The sequence below is a fragment of the Enterococcus sp. DIV1682a genome (genome assembly GCF_051711005.1).
Taxonomy (GTDB): Bacteria; Bacillota; Bacilli; order Lactobacillales; family Enterococcaceae; genus Enterococcus_B; species Enterococcus_B hirae.
Map to the genome: position 1 here is coordinate 1036653 of NZ_JBIOLT010000001.1, position 25808 is coordinate 1062460.

10 protein-coding genes and 1 riboswitch are annotated in these 25808 nt (G+C 34.8%); of the genes, 8 read left to right on the forward strand and 2 right to left on the reverse strand.

Annotated features, from left to right (window positions below):
- Window positions 1-28 precede the first annotated feature (28 nt).
- The 4 genes from IGJ23_RS04825 to thiD all read left to right on the forward strand — a co-directional run bounded on the left by IGJ23_RS04825 (window position 29) and on the right by thiD (window position 12602).
- Window positions 29-5503 (forward strand): hypothetical protein, encoded by a 5475-nt coding sequence (locus IGJ23_RS04825; RefSeq protein WP_438774662.1) that lies wholly within the window; start codon window positions 29-31, stop codon window positions 5501-5503.
- A gap of 72 nt (window positions 5504-5575) precedes the next feature.
- Window positions 5576-10900, forward strand: a complete 5325-nt coding sequence (locus IGJ23_RS04830; protein ID WP_438774663.1) for a hypothetical protein — start codon at window positions 5576-5578, stop codon at window positions 10898-10900.
- A 75-nt stretch (window positions 10901-10975) separates the two neighbouring features.
- The gene (locus IGJ23_RS04835; RefSeq protein ID WP_010719609.1) at window positions 10976-11416 is read left to right on the forward strand and encodes a universal stress protein; all 441 of its coding nucleotides are present in this window, start codon (window positions 10976-10978) and stop codon (window positions 11414-11416) included.
- Between the two features lie 337 nt (window positions 11417-11753).
- A complete protein-coding gene (gene thiD, locus IGJ23_RS04840) occupies window positions 11754-12602 on the forward strand; it encodes a bifunctional hydroxymethylpyrimidine kinase/phosphomethylpyrimidine kinase (RefSeq protein WP_438774664.1) in 849 nt (282 codons plus the stop codon).
- A 189-nt stretch (window positions 12603-12791) separates the two neighbouring features.
- Here the strand turns inward: thiD and cls are convergent, their stop codons facing one another.
- Complete coding sequence (gene cls, locus IGJ23_RS04845) at window positions 12792-14243, reverse strand: cardiolipin synthase (protein WP_010737327.1); 1452 nt, start codon at window positions 14241-14243, stop codon at window positions 12792-12794.
- 350 nt (window positions 14244-14593) lie between these two features.
- Between cls and IGJ23_RS04850 the strand changes: the two genes are divergently transcribed.
- The 3 genes from IGJ23_RS04850 to IGJ23_RS04860 all read left to right on the forward strand — a co-directional run bounded on the left by IGJ23_RS04850 (window position 14594) and on the right by IGJ23_RS04860 (window position 21180).
- On the forward strand, window positions 14594-17260 hold the full coding sequence (locus IGJ23_RS04850) for a cation-translocating P-type ATPase (protein WP_010719606.1): 2667 nt from the start codon (window positions 14594-14596) through the stop codon (window positions 17258-17260).
- 384 nt (window positions 17261-17644) lie between these two features.
- Window positions 17645-18373, forward strand: a complete 729-nt coding sequence (locus tag IGJ23_RS04855; protein ID WP_034867499.1) for a class I SAM-dependent methyltransferase — start codon at window positions 17645-17647, stop codon at window positions 18371-18373.
- Between the two features lie 581 nt (window positions 18374-18954).
- Window positions 18955-21180: a putative mucin/carbohydrate-binding domain-containing protein gene (locus IGJ23_RS04860; RefSeq protein ID WP_438774665.1), complete on the forward strand. Its 2226-nt coding sequence runs from the start codon at window positions 18955-18957 to the stop codon at window positions 21178-21180.
- 207 nt (window positions 21181-21387) lie between these two features.
- Here the strand turns inward: IGJ23_RS04860 and IGJ23_RS04865 are convergent, their stop codons facing one another.
- Entirely contained in the window at window positions 21388-22539 is a 1152-nt protein-coding gene (locus IGJ23_RS04865) for a hydroxymethylglutaryl-CoA synthase (protein WP_438774666.1), read from the reverse strand.
- Window positions 22540-22724: 185 nt separating this feature from the next.
- On the opposite strand from IGJ23_RS04865, the gene IGJ23_RS04870 reads away from it, so the two are divergent.
- Complete coding sequence (locus tag IGJ23_RS04870; protein WP_081248809.1) at window positions 22725-25166, forward strand: hydroxymethylglutaryl-CoA reductase, degradative; 2442 nt, start codon at window positions 22725-22727, stop codon at window positions 25164-25166.
- A 221-nt stretch (window positions 25167-25387) separates the two neighbouring features.
- Window positions 25388-25555: riboswitch (M-box (ykoK) riboswitch) on the forward strand.
- Window positions 25556-25808 lie beyond the last annotated feature (253 nt).

Consider the following 25808-nt stretch of genomic DNA (forward strand, 5'->3'; position numbering starts at 1 on the left):
CAAATTCTGAATAAAAGGAGCAAAACAAATGGGAAGAGACTCTTATAAGAAAGACTATATGCAGATTAAAGGAAGTAAAGTAACTTGTAAAGAAAATGAAGAGTGGATCACAATTAACCTAGACAGTAATCCCAACTTATTGGCGGATAGTATTTATTTATTGAATAAATTATTAGATGAACAAGATGTACTACCTCGAAAGGATACGGAGGAGAAAAAAGAAATTTTAAAAACAAGTATATCAGAACGATTGGTAGGAGATCAGAAAAAAAATTTTTTAGATTGGCAAGAAGTCACCCAAGCAATCTCTGAAGGCAATCTTACAACACGACAAAAACTTATGGAGGTGTTCCATAAGAAAAGATTATTTTCTTTAGAAGAAAAGGCGAAAGTTTGTGTGCTGTTTCAAGAGTTGATAAACGATATCAAAGATAAAAAGGAAAAAAAGTTTAAAGAGCAATTTTATGCTAATTATTCATTAAATGATAACGAACTAAGTGAATCCATAGAAGTTTATCATTATCTATATCCATTCGAGAATGAGAAAATAGCCAAATCAATGAACAATATCGAACAACTATTTATTGATTTGGTGTCTCCTTCCAGTAGTACAGATAAAAGACGTAAAATGTATGATGTAGTCAGAGCCACTTTGATTTTAAAACGGAAATTATCCTCGACACAATTGAAAAATGATTTACTCAAAAAAATGGTGGAACCTCAGGTTTTTTCCCATGAACAACCCGAGTTTGATACGTTTATGAAGATAATCGTTAACCCCTATCTTAAGAAAAATCCTGCCACAGATCCTGACTATAGTCGTTTTCCAAGTGAAAACGAACAGGAACAAGTTGAATTATCCCTGACAAACGAGGTAGAACCATACTACTTATTTGCATTGAAAGAAGTTCGAAAAGGATTTAGAAAAGCATCAACAGAGCTATTCACACATATCTATTTACAGACAACAATTGAAGAGAAAAGAGATATTATTGATGAGTATGCAAAACAGTATTTAACTAAATTTGATTATTTGGATTTTATGTTCAGGATAAGACAACAACATATTCAGAAAAAATGGAATAAAAACAATTCTTTACAAGAAAATTTCCATCTATTCCTAGATGGGAAAAGCAGAACGGCTTGCGAGGAACGAGCGTATTATTTGGCTTATCTTGAAGAGACGACATTACCAAAGTCTCTAAAAGATACTTTGAAATACCTTTTATTGAACGAGCTAATTTCTGGTGAATACAGACAAGTGATAGAGCTTGCTCCTGAGAAAAGACAATTGTTGCTGTTGGCAAAAGAAATAGATATAGAGACTGTATATGAATTTGAAGCAATCCAACAAGGCAAAAAAAAGGTGACGTACGATTATTTCTTAGAGTTATATGAAAAAACCAATTCGAAAAAGGTTCAAGAAATTATCACGGAACAAGCCAAAAAACACTTAACTGAAAGTAAGTATGTTGAATTTGAAATTTATACCTATTTTCAAGAAGAATTTAGAAGAAAATCAGTTACACAACCGTATGTAGAAAAAGTATTCAGACGATTTATTGAGAGGGAAGACTTATCTGCTAATGACATTCGAGCTTTTTACTTGGCGTATATAGATGCACAAAAATTTCCGAATGATATCCAAGTAATTATTGAAGAACGCTTAACAAAAAATTTAACGGATAAAGAAAAAAAAGAAGTGATAACGCAATCTTTAGAAAAAAAACAATTGTTACTGTTGGGGAAATACTTAGGAAGCGACATTGTATTAGAACTTGAAGCAATCCAAAAAGGTAAAAAAAAGGGAACAGATGACTATTTTTTAGCGATATATAAAAAGAGTGACTCGATATTGGCTCGAGAAATGATTAAAGAGCAAGCTCAAAAATATTTGACTGAAAGTAATTATCTGGAATTTGACATAAAGATCCAACTCCAAGAGGAAAGTAGAAAAATGGATTTGACTTTACCGACAGTGGACTTTAAAGATGAAGCGCTACGGTATTTTGTTGACCATAAAGTATTATCCAAAAATGAAATGATCATTTATTGTCTAGCCTATCTTGAATTTAAAGAAATACCCAGTGATTTAGAAACAATAAGAAATTTAAAAAAAGCTGTCGTAACTCCAAGTCAAATCGATGTCGAGGATTTGGTTTTAGAAAAAAAACAACTTTTATCAATAGCTAACAAAATAGATCCAAGTGTATATGAAAAATTAAGAACTAACGCAGGAATATCAATCGGTGTCTTTACGGAGATGTATGAAAATGTGAAGTCTAATGAGCATCATCAGTTTATCAACAAACAAGCATCATTGTATTTAGATTCTGAAAAACATTTAGAATTTAAAAAACGCATTGCACTTTATGAATTAAGCAAGTCTGACGAACTAACCTCTGAAGTTGCTTTTTTTATTGGACTGCAACGTCATTATCAACAAAAAAATGGGGAGAACCATCGAACGAAAGTCAGTCTCCAAGACATAGAAGAATTGAGGAAGCAAAACCTGTCTTTTCTAGCTAAGACGATGGTTTTAGATCAGAAATCTACCGAAGGAATAGAAAGCAAAAAAAACGATGAACAAAAAACTGTCAAGGAAGAATTAAAAGATTTCATTACTTTAATTTCTCGTTTTGATAGTAATGATTCATATACATTTATAGATAGTAATTTGAAAGATATATTCAGGTACGTCAGACATTATGCTCATCTGAGGAACCAAGTTTATTCTATACCACAATCAGTTAGAACGTTTAATAAATTGAAACATCTGAGGGTACCATTTATTGAAGAAAATAGAAGCAACTGGCTGTTCGTGTTAGATCTGAATGACAAGAAACAATCGAAGTATATCAAAATAATTAAACAATTCATTTTATTGCCTGAATGGCAATTTGTAGCTGAAATTGATCCTTTATTTATCGCTGTAAAGAAGAGAATAGAGAAAAAATTAGAACGATTTAGCCAAGAGGTGGAAGCAAGTCAACTGAAAACGGATGAAGAAATTTTAGCGCTCGCAGAAAAAGACCCTAAAGTCAAAGAACTACTTACATACTATCAAAACATTGCTCCAGCAGTTCCGTTGAAAGATTTTGCAAAGGCGACGCCAACCGTCGTTGCTCATTTTAACAATTCAGCACATCAACTTGCAAGAGAATACTTTGGAAAAGATGCGGAATTATCTCAACAAATTTATGAATTGGGAAAGCGAGACCTACCGTTTTGTGTAGATGTAATTAGGTATCTGCTATTAACTGACAAAAATGAGAAAGCGAAAGGTATTCCGAAATCTTTTGATAAGGAAAGTCAAGAAAGAGCCGAGTATATAATAGAAAATTATCATCAAAAGTTCATAAAGCCACGGCAAACTAAGCAATCGAAAAAAGTTCTACAAAAGGAAAGGAAAGAAAAGCAGATTGCAAATGACACCCAACTGAAAGAATTAGTAAGACATGGCGTTTATAATTATCAAATGGGTGAGGGGAAAGAAATACATATAGGACAGGATAATATTGGTTCTGTTTCGGGCAACACTCGATTACAGCAATTTATAAAAGAACTAGCTGAAAAGTTAGATACAGATATGCAAAGAGAAGCAGCGATTCAAACAGTAATGAAACCAAATTTAAGCTTGGAAGAAAGGAAAGAGTTTTATGCTTACCTAAAAAACGACCCGTTTCTTTCAATATTTTTGCAGAAGGATAACTTATCAAAGCTTGAATTAAAAGCTTATGTAGACGTTTGTCTTAAAAAAACAGACTTATCTTTTAAAGGGAAAATCTCTGGCAATTTGAGGGCTTGTTTAACGATAACTGAAAAAAAAGAATTAAATAAATTGATTACTGAAAAAGAAGTTATCCGTGCAGTTGCAGAAGAAATCGATCATCAAACAGCTTTAGAATTGGAGCGAGTAGTAAACCAAAACAAACAAGAGATTGATCGACTCGTAACTGTTTATCGTCAAACAACCTTTACAGCGATTAAAGAGTTTGTCCTACAACAAGTTGATTCATCACTAACTGAAAAAAATCGCTCTGAATTTTATCAGAAAATTGGTTCTGCAGCTTCTATAAAGCATCTAGATCAGACTAATTTTGGGGCACACTTAACAAACAAAGAGGAATTAGGACAAGAAACTAAAATAGGCTTTCTTTCACTAATTAATGAAATGAAAGAAACATTAGAACAACAAAAAATCGCCTATTACTTTCCTGAAATAGTCGGAGAATTTAATTCTCATCAAGTAACGAGAGAAAGTTTGGAAAAATTAGGTATCAATTTTACAGACGATCAAATGAAAAATTGGGAAGCTACATATAAAAAAGGCCCGATAGTAACCGATAATATTCAAATATCCATACTTCAAACAATCGCAAAAGTAATTGAAAAACATATGGAACGAAAAGGAACTCTAATAGAAAATATCCCCACCGAAAAAGAAGAAAAAAATAGCATAAAAGAAAGACTGAAAAAAGAAATCGAACAATCAGTAGCTAAGATTAATAAGAATGACCCTAGGATCAGTATAGAAGAGCAGTTTATAAATCATCTTTCGACTCAGCCAATCTTCAAGCATTTGGTAAGGAAAGAACCCAAAATAGGGGAAAAATTATTGAAAAAATGTCAGAACAGACTTCCTTTTATTTCGCTACCTTCTTCAAAAGAATTTCTTCAGATGATGAATAGAGAGTTCCTCAAAAAACATACCGGGATTAGACGTTTTGCATTAGAATATGCGAGAGAAAAAAGAGCACGATTGTTTGAAGAAAGAAAAATTTATAAGTTGTATCAAGAAAATCCATTCTGGTGTTGTGAAAATTTACGAGTGATCCTCGTCAATTATGCTGGGTTCAAGAAGAAAAATTTAAACCCAATATATAGACCTGAATTATACTCTTTTCAAGTGGATAGGAGTTTTAGTCAGCAGAGATTACTAAATAAAGCCAAAAAAATAACCGATTTTTATATAGATATCTCTTTAGATTTAAAAAAAGTATTACCTAAGGAACTTCAAAAAAAAGAATCAACGAATAAGGAAAGCCAAACTGAAGTATCATTTGAGTCAATAGTAAGCGACCAAGAGAAGTTAAATAATGATATGGCTTTAACAGAGGCGAGAGAAAAGAAGAGGTTATTTCCTGCCACAAATCATTTTGAACCGAAAAGTAATTTAGGACAAATGGAGCCGTTAGACAAAAAACTGCGTTTGACTCAGATAAAAGAATCAGCGAATAAGGAAAGTCAAACTGAAATATCATTAGAATCAATAGTGAGCAAGCATGAGAAGTTAAATAATGATATGGATGTAACAGAGACGAACGAAAAGAAGAGACTATATCCTTTTCTTGGTCAATCCGAATCAGAAAGTAATGTAGGACAAATGAAGTCGCTAGAAAAAAAGCTGCGTATGACTCAGATAGAAAAAGCAAGCCAAGAAGGTTACAGCTCTAATGAGAGAAAAACGCATGAACAAGTTCAAAGACAAGCGAATCGCTAAGTTTGGTCAGTGCTAGTAAATTAGTTGTTCCCTAAAAAACTAAGTATATTAATGAAGAACGGAGAAATGCAAATGGAAAGAGACTTTTATGAGAAAGAATATATGGAGATTAGAGGAAATGAAGTATCTTGTAAAGAAAATGAAGAGTGGATCACAATTAACCTATACAACAATCCCAACTTATTGGCGGATAGTATTTATTTATTGAATAAATTATTAGATGAACAAGATGTACTATATGGACATGTTTTTCAGAATAAAAAGGAAATTTTAGAAAAAAGTATATTGAAACGATTGCCAGAAAATCAAAAAAAAATATTTTTAGACTGGCAAGAGGTTACACAGTTAATCGCTAAGGCTGACTATGGAACAAGACAAAATTTTAGGGAGTTGTTCCTTAAAAAAAAATTATTTTCTTTAGAAGAAAAGGCAAATTTTTGTGTGGCTTTTCAAGAGTTGATAAACGATATCAAAGATAAAAAGGAAAAAAAGTTTAAAGAGCAATTTTATGCTAGTTATTCATTAGATGATAGCGAACTAAGTGAATCCATGGAAATTTATCATTATTTACATCCATTCGAGAATGAAAAAATAGTTAAATCAATGAATAATATCGAACAAATATTTATTGATTTGGTGTCTCCTTCTAGTAGTACAAAAAGAAAATGGGGGAATCAAATGGATGATGTAGTCCGAGCCAGTTTGATTTTAAAACGGAAATTATCCTCGACACAATTGAAAAATGATTTATTTAAAAGAATGGTGGAGCCCTATGTTTTTTCTGATAACCACCCCAACTTTAATACGTTTATGGAGACAACCGTTAACTCCTATCTTAAGGAACATCCCACCACAGATCCTGACTATAGTTATTTGCCAATTAAAAAAGAACAGGAACAAGTTGAATTATCTCTGACAAACGAGGTAGAACCATACTACTTATTTGCATTGCAAGAAATCCGAAAAGGATTTAGAAAAGCATCAACAGATCTATTCACACATATCTACTTACATACAACGATTGAAGAAAAACGATATATCATTGATGACTATGTAAAACAGTATTTAACTACATTTGATTATTTGGATTTTATGCTCAGGACAAGACAACAACGATCTCAGGGAAAATGGAATGAAAATGATCGTTTACAAGAAAGTCTCCATCTACTCGTGGATGGAAAAAGCAGAAGGGCTTACGAGGAACGAGCGTATTATTTGGCTTATCTTGAAGAGACGACATTACCAAATTCTCTAAAAGATACTTTGAAATACCTCTTATTGAACGAGCTAACTTCTGCTGAAAAAGCACAAGCGTTAGAGCTTGTTCCTGAGAAAAGACAATTGTTACTACTGACAAAAGAATTAGATAGAAAGACTGTATATGAACTTGAAGCAATCCAACAAGGCAAAAAACAGGTAACAGATGATTATTTTTTAGTGGCCTTAGCGGCGTATAAAAAGACCGATTCGAAAAAGCATCAAGAAAGAATCAAAGAACAAGCCAAAAAATACCTAACGGAAAGTAAGTATGTTGAATTTGAAATTCATACACAATTTCAAGATGAATTTAGAAAAAAATCAGTCACACAACCAAATGTAGATTTTCAAGAAAATGGACTAAGTCGTTTTCTTAAGAGGGAATACTTATCTGCTAATGAAGTTCGGGCTTTTTACTTGGCGTATCTTGATGCACAAAAATTACCGAATAATATCCAAATAATTTTTGAAAAAGTTTTGATTAAAGATTTAACGGATAAAGAAAAAAAAGAAGTGATAACGCTATACTCAGAGAAAAGACAATTATTATTGCTGGCAAAATACTTAGAAAGCGATATTGTGTTCGAACTTGAAAAAATCCAACAAGGGAAAAAAAGGGGAACAGATGATTATTTCAGAGCGATATATAATAACAGTGATTCGATACTAGCTCGAGAAATGATTAAAGAACAAGCTCAAAAATATTTGACTGAAAGTAATTACCTAGCATTTGATATAAACAACCAACTCCAAGAGGAAAGTAGAAAAACGGACTTTACTTTACCGACTGTTGACTTTAAAGATGAAGTACTACGGTATTTTATTGACCATGAAGTATCATCAAAAAGTGAAATGATCATTTATTATCTAGCCTACCTTGAAGCTAAAGAAATACCAAGTGATTTAGAAACAATAAAAAACTTGAAAAAAAATGTCGCAACCCCAAACCAAATCGATATTGATGAATTGATTTTAGAAAAAAAACAACTTCTAACAATAGTTAACGAAATAGGCCCAAGCGCATATGAAAGATTAAGATATGACATAGGAGTATCAATCGGCTTCTTTACGGAGATGTATGAAAAAGTGAATTCAGTTGATACTCAGCAGTTCATCAAAAATCAAGCACAATTGTCTTTAGATGCTGAAAAAAATTTAGAATTTAAAAAACGTATTGCACTTTATGAACTAAGCAAATCTAGTAAATTAACCTTTGAAGTTGACTCTTTTATTCAAAGACAACGTCATTCTCAACAAAAAAATGGGGAGAACTATCGAACAAAAATCAGCCTTGAAGACATAGGAAGATTGAGAGAGCATAATCTGTCTTCTCTAGCTGAGAGGATGGTTTATGTCCAGAAGTCTACCGAAGAAATAGAAAGCAAAAAAAACGATGAACCAAAAAGTGTCAAGGAAGAATTACAAGTTTTTCTTGCTCTAATTTCTCGTTTTGATGATGATGATAAATATAGATATATGGACAGTCATTTTGAAAATATATATAGTTCAGTCAAAAAAAAATCTCATAATGGGAAACACATTTTATCTCTACCAAAAAAAAATAAGGCTTTAAATAAATTAAAGGATAAGTGGGTACTGTATGATAAAGAAAAGGGAAGAAACTGGCAGTCAGTATTAGAACTTAATAAACAGAAACAATCGAATATTACCGGTTTTATTAGCCGAATCATTTTATTACCTACATGGCAATCTGTAGCCGAAATTGAGCCTTTATTTATCGCTGTAAAGAAGAGAATAGAGAAAAGATTAAAACGTTTTAGCCAAGAGGTGGAAGCAAGTCAATCGAAAACGGATGAAGAAATTTTAGCGCTCGCAGAAAAAGACTATAGAGTCAAAAAACTATTTACATACTATCAAAAAATTGCTCCGGCAGTTCCGTTGAAAGATTTTGCAAAGACAACGCCAACCGTCGTTGCTCATTTTAAAAATTCAGCACATCAACTTGCAAGAGAAGATTTAGGGGAAGATACAGAGTTATCTGAACAAATTTATGAGCTAGGTAAGCAAGACCTCCCGTTTTGTGCAGATTTAATCCAATATTTGGCATCAACTGGTATCAATGAAAAAGCGAAAGATATTCTACTATCTCCTAATGAGGAAAGTCAAAGAAGAGCCAAACAAATAATAGAAATTTATAATCAAAAGCTCGACATGGCGCAGCAAAAAAATATTTTGGAAACTGAAAAGAAGCAGCAGCAGATTGAGAATGATAACCAACTGAAAGAATTAGTAAGGAATGGCGTTTATAACTATCAAAAGGATGGGAGTAAAGGAATACAGATAGGTCAGGCTAATGTTGATTCTGTTACGAAAAATAAACAATTACAGAAATTTATAAAAGAACTAGCTGAAAATTTAGATACAGATATGCAAAGAGAAGCAGCGATTCAAACAGTAATGAAACCAAATTTAAGTTTGGAGGAAAGGGAAAAGTTTTACGCTTACCTAAAAAACGACCCGTTTCTTCCATTATTCTTACAGAAGGATAACTTATCAAAACTTGAATTAAAAGCTTATGTAGATGTTTGTCTTAAAAAAACAGACTTATCTTTTAAAGGGAAAATTTCTAGCTGTTTGAGGGATTATTTAACAGTAACTGAAAAAGAAAAGCTAAACAAATTGATTACTGAAAAAGAAGTTATCCGTGCAGTTGCAGAAGAAATCAATCTTCAAATAGCTTTAGAATTGGAGCGAGTAGTAAACCAAAACAAACAAGAGATTGATCCACTCGTAGCAGTTTATCGTCAAACGTCCTTTACACCAATTAAAGAGTTTGTCCTACAACATGTTGATTCATCATTGACTGATGAAAATCGCTCTGAATTTTATCAGAAAATTGATTCTGTAGCTCCTATAAATCAACTAGATCAGACTAAATGGAAGGCCCCCTCAACAAATAAAAATGTAAAAAAAGAAAATGATAGATTCTTATTTTCATTGATGGATGAAATGAAAGAAACATTAGAGCAGCAAAAACTTGTCTATTACTTTCCAGAAATAGTTAAACAAATTTTGCCTCCTAAGATTAGGAATTTGGAGGACATAGATAAAGAATATCAAATAACAAGAGAAAGATTAGAGGAAATAGGTATCCATTTTACATACGGGCAAATGCAAAAGTGGATAGACACTTTTGATGAAGGTCCTATAGTAAACGATAATAATCATATATCCATACTTAAAACAATTGCAAAAGTAATTGAAAAACATATGGAACGAAAAGGAATTCTAATAGAGAATATTCCAACCGACAAAGCGGAAAATAATATAGTAAAAGAAGAATTAATAGCAGCAATCGAACAATCAGTAGTCAAGATTAACAAGGATGACTCCGATAAAAGTGTAGAAGAAAAGTTTAGGGATCATCTTTCGAATTATCCAATTATTCTAAATTTAATAAAGGAACAACCTGAAATAGGGAAAAAATTACTGAAAAAATGTCAGGACAGACTTCCTTTTGTTTCGCTAACTTCTTCAAAAGAATTTCGTGAAATTGTCGATAATGAGTTCGCTATAAGAAATACTAACATTAGGAAGTTTGCACGAAAACATGCCCCGCAAGTAAGAAGCCAAATGACAGTAGAAAAACAAATCTATGATTTGTATCAAGAAAATCCCGCTTGGTGCTGTGAAAATTTACGAGCGATCCTCGTCGATTATGTTGGGTTCAAGAATATAAATTTAAACCCAATTTATAGACCTAAATTATACTCTTTTCAAGTGTGTGGTAATTTTGATCAATGGAGATTACGGGGTAAAGCACAAAAAATAATCAATTTTTATACAGGTATCGCTTCAGATTTAGAAAGAGTATTACCTAAAGAACTTCAAGAAAAAGAACCAGTGAATAAGGAAAGACAGACTGAAATATTAACAGAATCAACAGTGAGCGAGCATAAGAAGTTAAATAATAATATGATGGATTTAACAGAGACAGACGGAAAGAAGAGGTTATTTCCTACCACGGATCATTTTGAACCGAAAAGTAATTTAGGACAAATGAAGCCGCTAGAAAAAAAACTGCGTATGACTCAGATAAAAGAAAAAGCAAGCCAAGAAGGTCACAGCTCTAATGAAAGAAAACCGCATGAACAAGTTCAAAGACAAGCGAATCGCTAAGTTTGGTCAGTGCTAGTAAATTAGTTGTTCCCTTAAAATAATCGTGCTACACTGATTGTAAAGGAGGCGGTTTCAATGGCAGACACCTATAAAAATATATTAGTAGCAATTGACGGTTCAGAAAAAGCAGAAAAAGCCTTTTCTGAAGCAGTTACAATTGCAAAAAGAAATCAGGCAAAGCTACACATTTTGTACGTAAACGAAGTAACGGGTAACTATTTCGGTGATTTTGCATTTGTTACAACGAACTTACAAGAGGAATTAGATGAAGTTGCAGAAAACCAAATGAAAGAGCATCGCAACTTAGCAATTGAAAAGGGACTAACAGATATCGAGACGTATATTTTGTATGGATATCCGAAAACATTGATTGCAAATTTCAATGAATCAAAGGAAAAAATTGATTTGATTGTTATGGGGGCTACAGGATTGAATGCCGTGGAACGTGTCTTAGTTGGGTCAACTACTTCTTATGTAGTCACACATGCACCGTGCAATGTGTTGGTAGTAAAATAACGTCACTCGCTAGTTAGTGAGATGATGCTAGAACTGAGTAGTACACTGAAGAAGCAAATAAAAAAGTAAGCCGAAGAAGCTGAGCATCATCTCGTTTATGTCAGTATTCTTCGGTTTTTTTATGCTGTATTTTGCTTATTTCATCTTTTTAACTAATTAGTAAGTGATTAGTTAAAAAGATCACTATTCTTAAGGAGATATCTTGAATATTACTAATTTGACAAAAGCTGCAATCAACAATTGTCCATCCACTACGATTTGATTCCTTAAAGTAAGAAGTGGTATAGTTGTGTAGAATAGGGAATGAGTTGGAAAAATAAAAAAGGGAATGAAGCGTATGAACGACCAATATGTACAAGTCATGACGATCGCGGGATCAGACAGTGATGGAAGTGCAGGAATGCAAGCAGATATGCATACTTTCTTTACCCGTGGCGTCTATGGTGTATCAGTTATGACGGCTTGTGTGGCAGGAAATTCTTATGGGATCGGAGCAAGTGTGACCTTACCAAGTGCGTTCATTGATAAAGAATTTTCTTTGATCGCTGAAGACTATCAAATAAGAGCGGCTAAAACAGGTATGCTAGCTGATGCAGAATTGATTGAAACAGTAGTTAAAAATTATCAACAGTATAACTTCGGTCCATTAGTGGTCGACCCGGTAATCGTGACGAAGCATGGGAATCTATTATTAGAAGAGGCTGCTTTAAGTAGTCTGAAAGAAAAACTAGTACCGTTAGCGACTGTCTTTACGCCGAATTTCTATGAAGCAGAGAAGTTAACTGGACGAACCTTAACGACAGATGAAGATTATGTTCAGGCCGCTGTTGACTTACAGGCAATGGGTGCCAAAAATGTGATGATCAAAGGATTTCATACGAAAGAAAGTAATCAAGAAGAAGTAAGAGATTATGTGTTGCTGGAATCCGGACGATCATTTTGGTTAAGTGCAGTCTTTTATCCGACAGATCGAATCAACGGTACAGGAGACACATTGTCAGCTTGCATCGCTGCAGAATTAGCGAAGGGAAAAACAGTAGAAGAAGCAATCCGAACGGCAAAAGACTATGTCAATATTGCAATTGGTGAAGAAATCATTGTCGGTCACAAGTATGGTCCCATCAATCACTGGGCAGCAGAAAAGCAACTCTCAGCAAAAAACTGTTCTTCAAAGAAGAATCAATAGCTATCTAAAAGAATCGTTTTTTTTTGCTTTTATAATTTTTCAAAAAAGTATAAGTGAATCATAATGTTTTTAATAGTAAAAATGAAAATGGGACTGAAAAAATCAATTCTGATTCTTCAGTCCCATAAATTATAGAGCCTTTTTTGTGGATCAAGCAAAAAACTCATTTTAAATTTGAATGTTTATGATTTATAAGATAGGTGAAAACAAACGAGAAATTTGTTGTTTGAATAACAACCAGCCAGACATTTCTTTGACTGTTTCCGTGGTCATCGGTGTACACTGTTTTTCATCTTGTAAAAATTGATCTGCTAACTGGGTTAAAAAGGCTGGATCATAAATGACAGCACTGGTTTCGAAGTTCAACCGATAACTTCGAACATCTTGATTGGCAGAGCCGACCATACAAATTTCATCATCCATGATCAATGTTTTCGCATGTAAAAAACCATTCTCATAAACCAAGATTTGAACGTTTTCTTTGATCAATTGACGTGCATAATATTGGGTTGCTCGGTAAATAAACGGATGATCAGGTTTATTAGGAATCATGATCTTGACTTCTACGCCAGAAGAAGCGGCAATTTTTAAGGCAGCGATCACACTTTCATCTGGAACCAGGTAAGGTGTTTGAATCCATACCCGTTTTTTAGCAGCTGTGATCAATTTAATAAAGGATAATTTAATTTGTTCACGTTCGTTGTTAGGACCACTTGATACTAGTTGAATCGAAGTATTTTCATGCTTGTCGTCTTTCCCAAGTTCTTTTTGAAAAAAGTAATCAAGATGATAGGCAACCTTCTTTTGTTCGGGTACTGAAACATTCCAATCCGTTAGAAAACGTAGCTGTAATAACGAAGCAGCAGCGCCATAGATTCGAATATGAGTATCACGCCAATAACCAAACTTTTTGGTTGGATTGACATATTGATTGGCGATGTTAAAGCCACCGGTATAGCCGATTTTACCATCGATCACGACGATTTTACGATGATCGTGATAATTCAATCGGAATCGAAGTAACGCTCTTTGTGACGTGACGAATGTGTGGACATGACCACCATTTTGGATCAAACGGTTAAAGTCTTTCGGTTTAGTACCGTGTGAGCCAAACGCATCATATAATAAGCGGACTTCAACCCCTTCAGCAGCTTTTTCTTCAAGTAATGTCAAGATTTGTTGTCCGATGTTGTCCGTGACGAATGCATAATATTCGATATGAATCGAATGCTTTGCCTGCCGAATATCACTTAATAGAGAAGTTAACTTTTGTTGACCATCTGTTAATAAAGTGACGGAATTACGTCGGGTTAATGGCATGCGATTCAAAGAAGAGAAGAAGTCAACAAATTGTTGATGCTCTTCATTATCCATGACGGGATCATAGTGATCGATCGTATCTCCTTTGAAATCTTGAAAATTTTCTAGTTCTTTCAAGTCGCTTTGTCTCAAATAAAATTTTTTCTTATCAGTCAATCCGCGACCGAAGAAGAGATATAGGATAAATCCAAGACCTGGAAGAGCAAATAGTACGAGCAACCACGCCCAGATTGCAGCTACGTCACGAGGTTTGATTAAAATAGTTACTAAAGCAATTAGTGCATTGATGAAATAAAGGATCGTGAGAATAGTGATAACCAAAATAGCTTCCTCCTTATTTAGAATAACAAACAGTATTATATCATGAGAATCCTTAGAATCCTAAATTTGAAGTTGCAGAGATTATAAAGTGGTTTGAAAAAATAAAGAACCACAAGGCAAAGTGGTTGCAATTTTCTATTCATTCATGTAGGATAAGAATATAGTTGAATATCTCCTTAGGGGAGTAACCGACAACGTTTGTTGTGATAATATCAACAGTAAGTTAACCATTTGGTTTTCTGGTATTGTATGAAATGGTGAGACCTAAGACAAATCCGCATTTGTCTTAGGTCTCTTTTTTTTCAGTCAGAAAACTTTTTGGTAACGAAAAACAAAATGGGGGATGGAATTTGGAAAACAAAGAACAGGCTCAGCAAGTTGTCTATAAAGAACCAATTGACTCGCTGATGCAAAAAACACAGAGCTCAATCGATGGTTTGAGTACATCACAAGCAAAAGAAAAGTTAGAAAGAGACGGATTGAATCAGTTAAAAGAAGCACCTAAGAAGCCAACGTGGAAATTGTTTTTAGAAACATTTAAAGATGCAATGGTTATTGTCTTGTTGATTGTCGCTTTGATTCAAATGGTCATGGGAGATTATATCGAATTTTTCGTTATTTTTGCCGTATTGATGTTGAACTCCGTGATTAGTGTGATCCAAACGAAGAAAGCAGAAGGTTCTTTAGAGGCATTGAAAAATCTTTCTGCACCTGATGCACGTGTGATTCGTGATGGAAAAGAAAAAACGATCCCTGCGAATGAACTGGTTGTAGGAGATATCGTTTTATTGGAAGCAGGAGATTATGTCCCTGCCGATGGTCGGTTGTTAGAAGCTGGATCATTGAAAGTGGATGAAGGGATGCTAACTGGTGAATCGACAGCATCGGAAAAAGAAGTAACTGATATTAGTCAGACAGTGCCGATTGGTGATCGTATCAACATGGTATTTAGTGGAACAATCATTACTTATGGTCGTGGGAAATTCTTAGTTACCGCTACTGGAAATAACACAGAAATCGGTGAGGTGGCAGGGTTACTTGAATCAACAACTGAACAAGTAACACCACTACAGCGTGGATTAGATAAATTTAGTAAGAAGTTAAGTTTAGCGATTTTAGCTTTATCGTTAGTTATTTTAGGTATCCAATTGTTCCGAATCTATCTTGGCGGCGGCACAGGTGATTTAACTGCTGATATCGTTAGTGCAGTAATGTTTGCAGTCGCTGTTGCGGTTGCTGCCATCCCAGAAGCATTACAATCAATCGTAACGATCGTTTTATCCTTGGGAACCAATAAAATGGCGAAACGACATGCTATTATCCGAAAATTACCAGCAGTGGAAACACTGGGTTCGACTAGTATTATTTGTACAGATAAAACTGGGACATTGACCCAAAATAAGATGACGGTAGTTGATTATTATCTAGCGAATGGTTCGACTGGAGATTTTACCGATGATCCAAAAAAATGGACAGACGATGAAAGACGCTTGATTGAAATCAGTGTATTAGCCAATGATGCTTCCATCAGTGAAGATGGTACGAAACTTGGAGATCCGACAGAGGTAGCGTTTATTGATTTTAGTGAAAAATTGAATCAACCGTATCAAGAAATCCGTAACAACTATCCAAGAAAAGCTGAATTACCATTTGATTCTGACCGAAAATTAATGTCGACTGCTCATAACATTGATCAGGGACACTATCTTTTTGTTAAAGGTGGACCAGATATCGTGTTTGCTCGCAGTAAAAAGGTCTTGCTAAATGGTGAAGTTGTACCAATGACAGAGGAATTGATGAAACAATTCAAAGAACAAAATGAAGCTTTCTCAAACAAGGCATTGCGTGTTTTAGCCTTTGCTTATCGCCCAATTGAAAGTCCAGAGTTGTCATTTGAAGATGAAAATGACTTGATTCTAGTTGGATTACTTGCCATGATTGATCCTCCAAGAGCAGAAGTCACACAAGCAGTTAAAGAAGCTCGAAGCGCTGGAATTAAAACGATTATGATCACTGGAGACCACAAAACGACTGCTGTTGCGATCGCGAAAGAAATTGGGATCTTTGCAGAAGGAGATCAAGCACTTACAGGGACAGAGTTAGATGAATTGACCGAAGATCAATTAAACGAAGTCTTGGAAAAAGTGACTGTGTACGCACGTGTATCTCCTGAAAACAAGATCCGAATCGTACGTGCATGGCAAACAAAAGGACACATTTCTGCGATGACAGGCGATGGTGTTAATGATGCTCCGGCCTTGAAACAAGCGGATATCGGTATTGCCATGGGTACGGGTACGGATGTATCGAAAGATGCGGCAGCGATGGTCTTGACTGATGATAACTTTGCTTCAATCGTTAGTGCCGTAGAAGTAGGACGTAATGTTTTTGATAATATCAAAAAGGCGATTGCCTATTTATTCTCTGGAAACTTAGGTGCGATCATTGCGATTGTCTTCGCTTTAGTTGCTGATTGGTCCAATCCATTTACAGCATTACAATTATTGTTTATCAACTTAGTCAACGACTCATTACCAGCGATTGCTTTAGGAACAGAAAAAGCCGAACCAGCTACAATGAAACGTCCACCAAGAGATCCAAATTCAGGAATCTTTACCGATAAAACATTGATCTCGGTTACTTATCGAGGCGTATTAATCGGTATCGCAGTCATTTTTGCGCAATGGTTAGGAATGCAACATTCGCCAGAATTTGGCGTAGCAATGTCGTTTTCTACATTGATCTGGTGTCGAACATTACAAACATTCCCTGCGCGTTCTAACACACAAACAGCGATCCAAGCAGGTTTCTTCGCAAATCGAAGCGTATTGTTAGCTGTTGTAGTATGTAGTGCATTGTATTGCTTGACGATGATCCCAGGCTTGAAAGAAGTCTTTTCAATTCCAGCAGCATTTGGTTTGACAGAAGTCTTTACGTCAATCGGGATTGCCTTAGTAACGATCATTTTAATGGAAATCACAAAACTGATCCTTGTACACGTACAAAAAGAGAAATAAAAAGGAATACCTGGGATAATTTTTTGATGTGCTATTCAAAAGTTAATAGCAGAGTATTTCACCAACTGGCTGGTATGGCTTCGGGATTCAACCGAATGTATACCAGCCAGTTTTTTGTTCAATGACATCTTTATTCTTTACTTGATGATAGCTGTCTAATATACATAGTGAAGAACTATATCGGCAATTTAAAAATTTGGCTCTGATGAGATAGAAAGAAAGGAAAACACATGTGAATCATGTATAATGAAAGGACAGAAATTTTAAAAATAATTATTTCGATAAGCCTAAGAGCAGGTTGGTTTTGGTTATGAATTAGTCAGTATATTATTTATTCCGAAAAGTGAAAAAGCGATATAAAAATAGAGAAATAGAGGAATGAAAATGAACGAAGAAGAATGGGACGCCTTTGCAAGCGATTACTACATGAATCAAAAAGAATCAGACAAAACAATTGTCCGTGATGTCATTGAGTATCTAAAAAAAGAAGCTGCATTACCAACTGAGAAAATAGTGGATGTAGCAGGTGGCGCTGGACGCTATCTAGCGATGTCAAAAGAAGCAACTACATATGAATTGATAGATTTTTCGGATGAAATGTTGAAGTTTGCTACTGAAGAAGCAGCTAGATTGGGGAGGGAAAACATTCATCTAACGAAACAGACTTTTTCTGAATTTCTGGAAAATGGAAAAACGTATGATTTTATTTTCTCTGCTTCTAATCCGGCTTTAGACGATTCCGTAAAGTTAAGTAGAATGTTAACAAAGATGAAAAAATATTGTGTCATCCTAAGAGTTGTCTCTTCTAAAGAAGATCTGTTTACATCGTTGGAAAAAAAATTAGGAATTTTCGAAGAAGATGCTGTGACTTCACCAGTAATAATGGATCAATTGGAAACTTATTTAAAAGATGAAGAATGGTCCTATAAAAGAAAAGAATTTACGTATACGTTTAAAGAAGAAATTACGGAAGATTTTATGAGAGCTTATTATCAAGAATATCTAGAAGAAACAATTTTTAAAGAGTATATTCAAAAATATTTTGACCCAAAAGAAAAAATTGTTAGTACAACGATGTTGACCTATCGGCTACTACTAATCAAGAAGGAGTGACCCAAAATGGGCATGACTAGTTTTGTTTACTCTAAGAATATAGAGAAAAACGATTTATCTCTTAGGACGGATTGACGAGGAATGACTTTTTGAACACCGTTTATCCGTCTTTAGAGATATGATGAGAAGAGACTGAGGCATGTTTTGATTGATTGGCTCAGTCTTTTTTTGTTGTGGCTAATGGAGTAATCGAAAATTAACGTAAAAGAAAAAACACTTATATTTGCTTGTGTCTTAACAATTCACTCTAAGAAATCGGCCTAAAACTATTTTTTGACTGTTGGTTATCTTTCTAAAATAATAAACGGAGAAAAATGAGTTGTCAGATATATTGGTCTTATGTTTTCTTAACTGTTTTAAATCATTTTTATTATTTTATAAAATAACAAATCATTGAAATGTTTGTTTTGGAAAATTATAGCTTGCATCTTAATTATTTCTTTAAAAAAATAGTTTAATTGAAGTGAAAGTATAATTTTTATTGTGGTTGTTGACTATTTTATTTATACTTAAATGTATACGATTGCTTTGTTTGATTAGATGACAATTTGTATAAAATTACATAACAGGAGGTTTTTTGTTTGAAAAAGATTTTTTTGATAGGGTTATCAGTGTTATTTTTTGGTTGTTTGTTTTCTACGAATGTTCAGGCGCAAGAGGTAATTAAAAAAGAGATTTTTAGTATTCCTGAACCAACTTGGATCTTCAATGCAGGGATGAATAAAGGAAAAAATCATGATCGCCAGGATTTAGGATTTATCTTGCCAGAAAATGTTGAATTGAGGATTAGACAAACAAATAAACAATTCAAAAATAAATTAAGATTGAGATTGTTAGGTAATGCCTCAAGTATCGAAAAAAGTATCTTAGTTGATTCAGAATGGGTAAGTATAAGTGCAGATAATCCTTTAGTTCCGTTTATTGATACGCCATATGGAGAAGAAGCTGCTCAGATTGAATATGAAATCGTCACTTCTGAACGTATTAAACCATTACCAGTTTATAGTTATCATGGAGATGATACTATGTTTCTTTCAATGTGGGACAAGTTCGATGCTGAATATGCTTTGATTAAAGGACCAGATTTTCAATTACTTATTCCTAAAAATGATAAAGAAAAAGTAAGAAACTTGAAAGATTACCGTTCCTTAGATGAATTGATCGAACACTACATCGAATTGTTTGGTTATTATAATCAAATCGCTGGTTTTGATAACTCATCTAAAGAAAATCAAAATGGAGTGAATCGCTTTTTCTTGAAAGCAGATAAAAACGGAGGTGTCGGTGCTTATTATTCTTCAGAATGGGCAGCAAATAGCTATAGCACAGTCGAGTGCTGGTTAACTGAAGACAGTTGGAAAGTGTTGCATGAAATTGCACATGGCTATCAAGCTGGCTTCGATAACATAGGGATGTATACAGGAGAAGTCTCGAATAACTTATTTGGTGTGCAGTATCAATATCTTATCTATGGAAAAGAAGCAGATGAAAAAGGTTGGCTATTTAATTATGGTAAAAAAGAAGAGGTAGAAAACGCACTATACGAAAAGCTAATCAATCAGAATGGAACTTATGCTGATGCTGATCTGCGCGAAAAATTAATTTTATTAACAATGTTAAAACAAAAAGCAAATGATGATTCGTTTACAAAGATGTATCAGGAATATCGTAAAATAGCTAATCAACCAGATTTTAATCGCAACGATTACCCATTACCTGATTTAATGAATCGTATCTATAGTGAAAATAGTCAACTAGATTTTTCAGGTGTTTTAGAGAAATGGGGATTGACGCTTGATCAAGTACAAGTTCAAAAAAATCGTGAGCATGGTTATCCGGCAGTCGCTTCTTTAGCTGATGTCGTACCAGAAAGTGAGTTGGCACGTGCGCGTGAATTAGTCGACCCATCTTATTTGATCAATTCTAATTTTGAGATGGTACAAAACAAGGAGATTGCTGCGCTAAATCTAAAAGGTGATCTTACGATTGAATTAAGTTTGAAAGATTTAAACCTATTAAAAGGTACCAAAATAACTTTAAAAGATGGAGCGAAAGAAATAGCTACTCAAGAAATCACTGGAGGAGTAGTCACTTTTAAAAACATTCCTAATGGCATCTATTGTGCAGAATTCTCTGGAAATCAAATGATGTATTTCATCCCACAGAATAGTTATGTTTACGTGAAAGAAGCAACAAATCATGCGGTTATTACGTTGGACGAAGTAAAAGATAGCCAAGTCATTGATTTTCATGGAGTGAATGACAGGAAGTTTGGCTCATTTACATTTAGAACAAACAAGAACAGTGATACTCAAGAAGCAATTGTTTCAGTTACGCACTCGAGACCTCATTATCGTTATGAGAATGAAACTTATGTAAAAGTAATGGTCAAAAGTAGTACAGGAGAACTGAAATACGAAAAAACGATCGAAGGCATAGAGTCTGTTACTGGTGAAGAAAATGTATCATTGAAAATAGGTGATATCGTTGAAATTTATCATGCAGAACCTAAAAACCGCTTCATTTCTTCTGAAGGGATCGTTGATACTACGCAATCGACCAATCGTTGGGTAGTAACCCAATTTGGATTAGAAAACCTAGCTTTGAAAAATGATGCCAAAGAGGATCTCAAAAAAAGAATTACGTCATTAGCCACTCAACTTTGGGATAAAGAGTTAGTCAATCCGGTTCCAAGTGACCGATCACCTGAAAAAAAATTGTTATGGGTGATGATTGATCAAACATCATTAATAGAAAAATCAGAATATCGAACTTTATATTATATACTATTCAAAAAATGGTTCTAAATATCAAGAAGCATCATATAGTTTATGAAATAGGATAGAAAATCAAATAGCGACTTACAGTTATTTATTGTCACAACAATGTTGACAAAAGTAATTGCAAGCCGCTATTTTTTGTTTTACTGCTTTTTGTAGCTATATGTTAAAAGTTGCTTTTTTGCAAACATTTTTGATTACCTATTAAATCAATCAGGCAGTTGTCTCATATGGTTACTTGTAGTAACGAATATCATTTTCAACTTTATAGATTGAAAATGGTACATCGGAAGAATATTCGGCTGTTTCCCCATGTTCAGGTAATTTTTCCTTGAAGATTGTTTCATATTGATCGACTGTGACAGCTTCTCTACCTTCTAACATTTCTTGATGTAGTTCAGTCAATAGGAAATCTTGATAGCCGTCTTGTAAGTAACCTGTGAAAAATTCACTGACAGCACCCGAACCATAGCTGAATAAGCCAATTCGATCACCTGATTTTAACACTTGTGAGTTCTCTAAAAGAGAAATCAATCCTAGATAAAGAGAACCAGTATAAAGGTTACCAATTCGCCGACTATAACGAATACTTTCTTCATAGCGAGTTAATAAGCGATTTTGTGTTTCTTCATCTGTCTGATCCAAGACACTTTGTAAGGCTTTTTTTCCCATTTTTGTGTAAGGAATGTGAAAACTTAGCGCATCATAGTCTTCTAAAGTAAATCCTGTTACCTCTTTATGTCGATTCCAAACTTTTTGAAAAGATTCGATATAAGTGGAGTTGGATAAAGGACCATCAACCACTGGGTATTGCGCATAATCAGGACGCCAAAAATCATAAATATCTTCGGTTAAGAAAGTACTATCGTCTTCGATAGTGATGATTTGTGGATCTTTGGTAACCATCATAGCGACAGCACCCACACCTTGTGTCACTTCTCCACCACTAGCTAGACCATAACGGGCGATGTCACTAGCGATCACTAAAACTTTTCGATCTGGATGATTTTTTACATATTCTTTTGCCATGTGGAGAGCAGCAGTTCCACCATAACAAGCTTCTTTTACTTCAAACGAACGAGCAAAAGGTTGGACTTTCAATAAATGATGGATAATTACAGCACTCGCCTTTGAATGATCGATGCCAGATTCCGTTCCTACGATAACCATATCGATCAGCTCGCGATCTTCATTTGTGACGATCCTAGTAGCTGCATTTGCTCCTAAAGTCACGATATCTTCTGACACTCGGTTGATGGCCATTTGATCTTGGCCAATACCGATATGGTATTTAGCAGGATCATCTCCCCGACGTTCAGCTAACTCTGTCATATCTAAATATAAATTTGGAATAAAAAAGGAAAGACGATCAATCCCTACTTTCATTTCAACACCTCTTTACTCATGATAAAAAAACTTACTTTACTAAAGTATCATAAAAAGATTAAAAGAAATATAAAAAAGCGAATATTTAAGGATTTGTAAAATTTATTCCTAGATTTTTTTGAAGCTATAGTGAGGTATTTGTTTTTAGCATAAACAATGGTATATTTTTCTAGGAGGTGACTGACTTGAAGGAAGTCGTTATTATAGATGCTGCGAGAACGCCAATTGGAAAGTATCGTGGCAGTTTAAGCAGTTTTTCTGCTGTAGAATTAGGAACAATCATTACAAAAGAACTGTTAGAAAAAACAGGTATCCATAAAGAAAACATCGATCAAGTAATATTTGGAAATGTATTACAGGCGGGGAATGGTCAGAATGTTGCCAGACAAATTTCTGTCAATAGTGGGATCCCTGTTCAGGTTCCTGCCATGACAGTCAACGAAGTATGTGGCTCAGGAATGAAGGCGGTTATTTTGGCTCGCCAATTGATTCAGTTAGGTGAAGCTGATCTAGTAGTCGCAGGAGGCACTGAAAGCATGTCACGTGCGCCACTGCTTCAGCAATATGAAGCAGAAAATGCAACTTATGAAGAGCCGATCTCAAGTATGGTCAATGATGGGCTGACAGATGCGTTCTCAAATGCACATATGGGCTTAACTGCTGAAAAAGTAGCGAACGAATTTTCCGTTACGAGAACAGAACAAGATCAATATGCGCTCAACTCACAAAAAAAAGCAGCTCAAGCTAGTGAAAACGGGGTATTTGAAGCAGAAATTATTCCCGTTACTTTACCTGATCAAAGAATCATGGATAAAGACGAAGCCATCCGAGGGAATAGTACACTGGAAAAATTAGGGACTTTGAAAACTGTTTTTTCCGAAAATGGGACTGTGACAGCAGGGAATGCTTCTCCGTTAAATGATGGAGCATCGGTATTGATTTTAGCTTCAAAAGAATATGCGATCAAACATGGGCTTCCTTATCTTGCAACGATCAAGGCTGTTTCTGAAATTGGGATTGATCCGAGCATCATGGGAATTGCACCTATCTCAGCAATCCAAACATTATTGAAAAAAGCAGAAATTTCTATTGATCAAATCGATCGTTTTGAGATCAACGAAGCATTTGCGGCTTCATCGATCGTGGTCAATCGCAACTTAAAACTAGCTGAAGAAAAAGTCAATGTAGATGGTGGTGCCATTGCACTCGGTCATCCGATTGGTGCAAGTGGTGCTCGTATTTTGACAACATTAAGTTATGGCTTGAAAAGAATGAACCAACAATATGGTGTGGCTTCTTTATGTATTGGTGGAGGCTTAGGACTAGCCATGTTACTTGAAGCAAATCTAGAAACGGAACAATCAAGTGACCAAAAAAAAAAGTTTTATCAACTGACGCCTGAGCAACGTCGGAGTCAGTTGGTTAGTGAAGGAATCATCAGTCAATCACAAGCTGATGAATTAAAAGTAGGAACACTCTCTGAAGAAGTAGCCAATCATTTGATTGAAAATCAAATCAGTCAAGTTGAGATTCCTCTAGGGATTGCACCTAATTTTCAAATCAATGGAATCAAAAGGCAAGTACCGATGGCGACAGAAGAACCGTCTGTAATTGCTGCAGCCAGTAACGGTGCAAAAATATGTGGAGACATTACAGCAATTACACCACAACGCCTGATGCGTGGTCAGATTGTACTATCAGGGGAACTGGATAATCGAGGCATAACTGATGCTGTCATCGCCAGACAAGATGAACTACTAGCATGTGCGAATGCAAGTTATCCCTCGATCGTGAGACGTGGTGGTGGAGTGCAGGAAATCGCAACAAGAAACTTTAAGGGCAATAATTTGGATTACTTATCGATCGATTTCTTGGTTGATGTAAAAGATGCGATGGGAGCTAATATCATCAACGCTATCTTAGAAGGTGTTGCCCAGAAAATACGTTCCTGGTTTCCTAAAGAAGAGATTTTATTTAGTATTTTAAGCAATTTCGCAACAGAATCATTAGTAACAGCTAGTTGTGAGATTCCCTTCGAGCGATTGGGAAAAACGATTGAAGCAGGAAAGAGAATTGCTGAAAAAATTCAACAAGCTTCCGAGTATGCTAAATTAGATGTTTATCGGGCAGCAACACATAATAAAGGGATCATGAATGGCATCGAAGCTGTCATTCTTGCTACTGGAAACGATACGAGAGCTTGTGCAGCTGCCGTTCATGCGTATGCTGCGAAAGATGGTGCTTACCAAGGCCTGTCAGACTGGCAAATGATTGGAGATAAGTTAGTTGGACAATTAACGGTACCTTTGGCAGTGGCAACAGTTGGAGGGGCTTCTAGGATTCTTCCAAAAGCAAAGATTGCACTAGACATGTTGAAGATTGAATCAGCAAAAGAATTAGCTCAAATCATTGCTGCCGTCGGTTTAGCACAAAATTTAGCTGCTTTGCGGGCATTAGTGACAGACGGTATCCAAAAGGGGCATATGTCGCTTCAAGCTAGAGCCTTAGCGATCACAGTCGGGGCACAAGGAACTGAAATTGAACAAGTCGCTGAATTTCTAAGAAAAGCCGAAGGAATGAATCAGGACGTAGCTAGAAAATTTTTGATGCAATTACGTAAAAAATAAGTATTTATAAAAAAGAGAGACTGATTGGGATAACAGCAGAATGGATAAAAAGCTACTATTGTTTATTTATATGTTTATTCATATTATTCCTAGTCAAAAGCACTCTTTTTTTGCTAATTGCCGGTAAAATTAAGGAAAAGGTTAAATATGACTAAATTTTTGCGAACTTTCTACGGGATGCTATTGTGAAATTGTTCGTTAAAGGATATACTTTTTTCAAATTTAATACTTGTTAGGCGAGGCTCCTAAACAAACATAGGCTATTGCGCAGAAACGTCGAAAGACGCCAATGTGTAAAACAGGAATTGTCGAATTAAGGCTCTTCATAAGATAGCTAAGAGAAATCTTTACGTTGTTTAGTGTCAAAACTCACACGATGAGATAGTTGTTGATGTACGCAACTTTAACAAATAAGCCGAAACTTCTAAAAATCTTTGCTGATTTTTGTGAATTTTCGGCTTATTTTTTGGAGTTGGATATTTACACCACTTACTTGAAAATAAATCACAGCACATTTTGATCACGCTACTTTTATTTTTCCTCATGTGAAAGTGACTCCTTTTGCCTAATAGAAAGGATGGCAAAATGGATACTAGTTGATAACGGATGTTTTGATAAGAAGATTAGAGAAATTCTGGTTAC